Annotated in this window: 4 protein-coding genes and 1 pseudogene; 2 read left to right on the top strand and 3 right to left on the bottom strand. The window is 70.2% G+C overall.

All coding sequences use genetic code 11. The features are described 5' to 3' along the window. Together Mterra_RS18690 and Mterra_RS18685 are read left to right on the top strand one after the other, a co-directional pair. Nucleotides 1–184 (top strand): annotated as a pseudogene (locus Mterra_RS18690) (sugar ABC transporter permease); the annotation flags it as partial. Beyond that, nucleotides 181–1,071 carry a carbohydrate ABC transporter permease gene (locus tag Mterra_RS18685; RefSeq protein ID WP_119316515.1) on the top strand — a complete coding sequence of 297 codons (891 nt, stop codon included), beginning with the start codon at nt 181–183 and terminating at the stop codon, nt 1,069–1,071. The pseudogene Mterra_RS18690 and the gene Mterra_RS18685, both read left to right, overlap by 4 nt. Nucleotides 1,072–1,342: 271 nt before the next feature. Here the strand turns inward: Mterra_RS18685 and Mterra_RS18680 are convergent, their stop codons facing one another. From Mterra_RS18680 to Mterra_RS18670, 3 genes are all read right to left on the bottom strand, one after another. Further along, on the bottom strand, nt 1,343–2,557 hold the full coding sequence (locus Mterra_RS18680) for an ROK family protein (protein ID WP_119316514.1): 1,215 nt from the start codon (nt 2,555–2,557) through the stop codon (nt 1,343–1,345). 80 nt (nt 2,558–2,637) lie between these two features. Then, nucleotides 2,638–3,993, bottom strand: a complete 1,356-nt coding sequence (gene melA, locus Mterra_RS18675; RefSeq protein ID WP_119316513.1) for an alpha-galactosidase — start codon at nt 3,991–3,993, stop codon at nt 2,638–2,640. A 2-nt stretch (nt 3,994–3,995) separates the two neighbouring features. Continuing rightward, nucleotides 3,996–5,063: glycoside hydrolase family 38 C-terminal domain-containing protein (locus Mterra_RS18670; RefSeq protein WP_245971690.1), on the bottom strand; the 1,068-nt coding region annotated here is incomplete at its 5' end.

Below are 5,063 nucleotides of genomic sequence, written 5' to 3'. Positions count from 1 at the left end.
GGGCGGGCCTTCGTACTCGACGCTGTTCTACGGGCTGTACATGTGGCAGGAGGCCTTCGGGCGCTACCGCATGGGCTACGCCTCGGCCATGGCCTGGATTTTGCTGCTCATCACCCTGGCCTTCACCGTCGTCCAGCTCAACCTCTCCAAGCGCTGGGTCCACTACGAGGGGGATAGCCGATGAGGCAGGCTTCCAAGCTCGAGACGCCCGAAACCCGCGTGCCCAAGGTGCGCCGCTGGAACCCCTGGCAGGTCCTGCTGCGTACGCTGGCCTTCGTCCTGCTGTGCGTGATCAGCGCCGCGATCCTGTTCCCGGCCTTGTGGATGATCTCCACCGCGCTCAAGCCCGACACCCAGGTCTATGCCAGCCCGCCCATTTGGATCCCCGACCCCCTGATGTGGGAGAACTTCGCCAAGGCCTGGAGCCTCGCCCCCTTCACCCGCTACTTCATCAACACCAGCCTCTTCACCCTCGCGGTGGTGTTCGGCACGGTGCTCTCGTGCAGCCTCGCCGCCTACGGCTTCGCCAAGCTGCGCTTCCCCGGCCGCGACTTCCTCTTCGTGGTGCTGCTGGCGACGATGATGATCCCCGGCATGGTGACCATGATCCCGCAGTTCATCCTCTTCTCCAAGCTGGGGTGGGTGGGCACCTACCTGCCGCTGGTGGTGCCCAGCTTCTTCGCCGGGGCCTTCTTCACCTTTTTGCTGCGCCAGTTCTACCTCACCATCCCCACCGAACTCTCCGAGGCCGCCAAGATGGACGGCGCCTCCGACTTCTGGATCTGGCGGCGGGTGATCGTGCCGCTGTCGGCCCCCGCCTTGTCCACGGTGGCGATCTTCACCTTCGAGGGCACCTGGAACTCCTACGTGGGGCCCATCCTCTACCTCAACAAGGAGGAGCTCTACACCCTGCAGGTGGGCTTGCAGTTCTTCCGCACCGCCAGCGAGGTGCAGTGGCAGTACCTGATGGCCGCCAGCCTGCTGGTGATGCTGCCGGTGATCATCATCTTCTTCGCCTTCCAGCGCTACTTCGTGGAAGGGGCGGCGATCAGCAGCGCGGTGAAGGGGTGAGGGGTGCGGATAGCCGGTAGCTGATAGCTGGGCGCGGGTCGTGCGTCGTACGTCCTGCGTCGTACGCAAAACGCAAAACGCCAGTCGTACGTCCTACGTCGTACGCAAGATGCTAAACGCCAAACGCAAAACGCAAGACGCAAGACGCCCCTTCTTCACCCCCCTTAACAAGGGGGGCTGGGGGGATCCCCCCGCCCCGCGTGCGGGGCGGGGTTTTGCACGGGCCACGGGCCTTCCGCTGACCGCTTCCTCCAGCCTCTTGCTCCCGGGCTCAAGCTACGCTGTAGTCGGGCACGGGGGCGTTTTGCACCAGCTTGGGGTTGCGGATGACCTGCTCGACCACCAGGGCCACGGCGCCCAGGGCGGCGCTGTGCTCGCCGAGCTGGGCGGGGATGATGCGCACGTCCTTGGAGAGGAAGCCGAAGGAGCGGCCGCGCACCTTTTCGCTGACCTGGGCGCACAGGTCGGGCCAGGCGCGCACCAGGGTGCCGCCCAGGATGATGAGGTCGGGGTCGTAGTGGTTGACGGCGTTGACCAGCACGGCGGCGAGGTAGTGGTAGGTGCGCTGCTTGACCGCCACGGCCACGGGGTCCTCCAGCAGCGCCAGGTTCTGGATGGACTGCGGGTCGGCGACCCTGAGCCCCTGGCTGCGGGCGTACTCCACGATGGCGGGCACCGAGACGTAGGTCTCGGCGCAGCCGTGGTTGCCGCAGCCGCAGCGCGGGCCGTCCACGTTGATGGTGGTGTGCCCGATCTCCCCGGCCAGCTCGTGGGTGCCGCGGTAGAGGCGGTCGCGCACGATCAGGCCCGCGCCCACGCCCGAGCGCAGGCTGACGTAGAGCAGGTTCTCCACGCCTTGCCCCGCGCCGTACCAGCGCTCGCCCAAGGCCGCGGTCTTGGCGTCGTCGTCGAGCCACACCGGCACGCCCCAGCGCTGGGCCAGGAGGGGGCCTAAGGGGACGTTGCGCCAGCCGTGCACGAAGTTGGTGGGCTCCATCACCACCCCGCCCGCGGTGTCCACCGGCCCCGGGATCCCCACCCCGATGCCCACCGGGCGCCCCTCGCCCTCGAGCAGCGTCTGGATGACCTTGTGGACCAGCGAGAGCGTCTCGTCCACGCCGCCCTCGAGGCGGTGGGCCAGCTCCATGCGCTTGAGGATCTTGCCCCCCAGGTCGGTGAGGATGCCCCGCACCATCGAGCGGGAGACCTCCAGGCCCACGATCTTCCCCGCCGCGCCGCGCAGGGTGAGGAGGGTGGGGCGGCGGCCCACCTGCTTGCTGGTGGCCTTGTGCTCCTCGATCAGGCCGAGCTCGAGCAGCTCGTCCACCAGGTAGGTGATGGTGGCGGAGGTGAGGGCGGTGGCCTCGGCCAAGTCGGCGCGGGAGATGGGCTGGAGCTTGCGCAGCGCGTCCAGGACCACCGATAGGTTCTCGGCCCTGACCTTGGTCAGGTTGCTGCCGGTGCGAACGGATATGGGCTTTTTCATGGCGGGCGACCGGGAACGGACCCTTTCGGCTATTAGTTTACGCTTTCAAGAAAATAGGGCGAGCCCGGGTTAAGGCGCCCTCAGGCCCGGACGTTCCCCGGCCGCAGGAACTCGGGCAGCCAGCGCTGCTGGGCCTGGAGCAGCTCGGCGGTCATGGCCTGGACCTGCGGGGGCGTGAGCAGCGCGGCGGTGAGGGGGTCGAGCAGCAGGGCGTGGGTGACGTGCTCGGGGTTTTGCTCGAGCACCGCCGCCACCGCGAGCTGCTGGGGCAGGAGGTTGGTCTGGTTGAGCGCGGCGCACTGGAGGGGCAGCTTGCCCACCGGCTGGGGGTGGACGCCGCCGGCGTCCACGGTGCAGGGCACCTCCACGCAGGCCCCGGCGGGCAGGTTCTCGACGTAGCCGCGGTTGACCACGTTGCCGTAGACCCGGGCGGGCCGGCCGCCCTGCAGGGCGCGGAGGATCTGCATGCCGTACTCGGCGGAGGGGGTGAGGTCGCGCTTGAGCGCTTCGACCAGGGCCCGCGTCTGCTCCTCCTCCTTGCCCGCGTTGGCGATGCAGAAGCGCAAATAGTCCCAGCGGCGGGGGATGTACTCGCTCACCAGCCCGGGGTTCTTGCGGAAGTAGGGCACGTACTCGCTGGAGTGGTGGCTCGACTCGCTGACGAAGTAGCCGAAGGCGTCCATCAGCTCGGCGCGCACGCGCTCCTGGCCGCCCACGTAGGTAGAGGTGCCCTCGGTCCAGGGGGTCGAGCCGCCGTACTCGGGCAAGAACTCGGCCCGCAGGCGCTCGAGCAGCCTCGGCCGGAGGTCGGCGCCCCGGTGCTCCAGCCGCAGGAACCAGGCCTGGTGGTTGATGCCGGCGGCCAGGTAATCGAGCTCCTCGAAGGGCACGCCCAGCTTCTCGGCCAGCATCCGGGCGGTGCCGGGGATCGAGTGGCACAGCCCCACCACCCTCACCCCGAAGGAAGCCAGGTAGAGGCAGTTCATGGCCATGGGGTTGGTGTAGTTGAGCACCCAGGCCTCGGGGCAGAGGGCCCGCACGTCCTCGGCGACGTCCCGCAGGGCGGGGGCGCTGCGCAGGAAGCGGAAGACCCCGCCCGGCCCCAGGGTGTCGCCGGCGGGCAGGTCCACGCCGTACTTGCGCGGGATCTCGAGGTCGGCGCGGTAGGCCTCGATGCCCCCCACCTGGAAGGTGAGGATCACGTACCGTGCGCCCTTCAGGGCCTCGCGCCGGTCGTCGGTGGCCCAGGCCTCGAGCGCCACGCCGTGGTGGGCGCACAGCTCCTGCACCGCGCGCAGGGTGCGGACGGCGCGCTTTAGCGAGAGGTCCATCAGCACCAGCTCGCTGCCGTGCAGCTCGGGCAGGGCCAGCAGGTCGGCGGCCAGCCGCAGCGGGAAGGTGATGCCCCCGGCTCCGATGATCACGATCTTCGGCATGCTCACTCCTCCAGCAGGTTGGCTTCCTGCAAGCCCGCCGGGCTCAGGCGGTAGGTCTTGATCTGGTGGGGCCCGGCCTCGACCGTGAAGGCCTGGCCGAAGGCCTCGAGCCGGGTGCGTGCCGCGCGCCCGTGGGGCTCGAAGAGGCGCAGGACCAGGCCTTCGCCGTCCTCGGCCCGCTTGAGCGCGGTGAGGTGCAGCGCCTGGGGGTCTTCCAGGCGCACGAAGCTGTGCCGCGGGGGTGCTTCCCCGGCGTGGACGTACTCGCGCACGAAGGGCAGGGGGGAGTTGAAGTCCTGGGCGTGCCGGGTCACCCCCGCCGCGCGCCAGTCGCCCGCGTGGGGGAGCAGCGCCCAGCGCAGGCTCTGCAGCCCCTGGTCCTGGTAGGCGTAGCGCACGCCGGGCTCGAGCCGGGCCGGGTCGTGGTGCCCGAAGACCGGGCTGCGCAGCAGGGTGAGCCGGGCCTCGCCGCCCAGCACGCTCGCGGAGTACTTGCCGTCGTTGAGCAGGGCCACCCCGGCCCGCTGAGCCACCCCCCGCGCGTCGCGCACGCTGCCGCTGACGTTGAGCCAGCGCTGCACCGGCTCCTCCTGGCCGTCGGCGGGGCGCACGGCGTGGCCGTAGGGCACCTCGAAGGTGGCCTCGGCGCCGGAGAGGGCGAAGGGGAAGGCGAGTTGCAGGGCCTGGTGCTGCTCCTGCCAGTTGACCCACAGCTCGCCCTCCAGGCGCGGGCTGTGGCGGTAGAGGTGGAGGTGCTGGCGGGCCCAGGAGCCCCGGTAGCGGTACTCCAGCCGCAGCGTGGCCCGCACCGGGCCGCTCTCGACCAGCTCGCAGCCCCTGGGCTCGAACACCCCCAGCAGGTGGCGCAGGGAGGTCAGGCCGTGGCCCCAGGTGTCGGTGGGGTCGTGCACGACCAGCAACTGCGCCGCGGCCCCGGCGAGCAGCTCGAGACCGCGCTCCTTGTCGTAGAGGCTCTTCAGCGCCCCGGTGGCGGCCTCGAGCTCGAGCCGCCACCAGCGGTTGGCGAGGCGGGCGGGGGAGGCCTCCAGCGGCGGGGCGTCCGCGGGCAG

Source organism: Calidithermus terrae, assembly GCF_003574345.1.
Classification (GTDB): domain Bacteria; phylum Deinococcota; class Deinococci; order Deinococcales; family Thermaceae; genus Calidithermus; species Calidithermus chliarophilus.
The sequence above is the reverse complement of the archived record's forward strand: the minus strand, read 5'-3'. Positions and strand labels throughout refer to the sequence as shown.

Coding starts and splice junctions, on each gene's coding strand:
- Mterra_RS18685 (WP_119316515.1), top strand. CDS start 181: ATGAGGCAGGCTTCCAAGCTCGAGACGCCCGAAACCCGCGTGCCCAAG.
- Mterra_RS18680 (WP_119316514.1), bottom strand. CDS start 2,557: ATGAAAAAGCCCATATCCGTTCGCACCGGCAGCAACCTGACCAAGGTC.
- melA (WP_119316513.1), bottom strand. CDS start 3,993: ATGCCGAAGATCGTGATCATCGGAGCCGGGGGCATCACCTTCCCGCTG.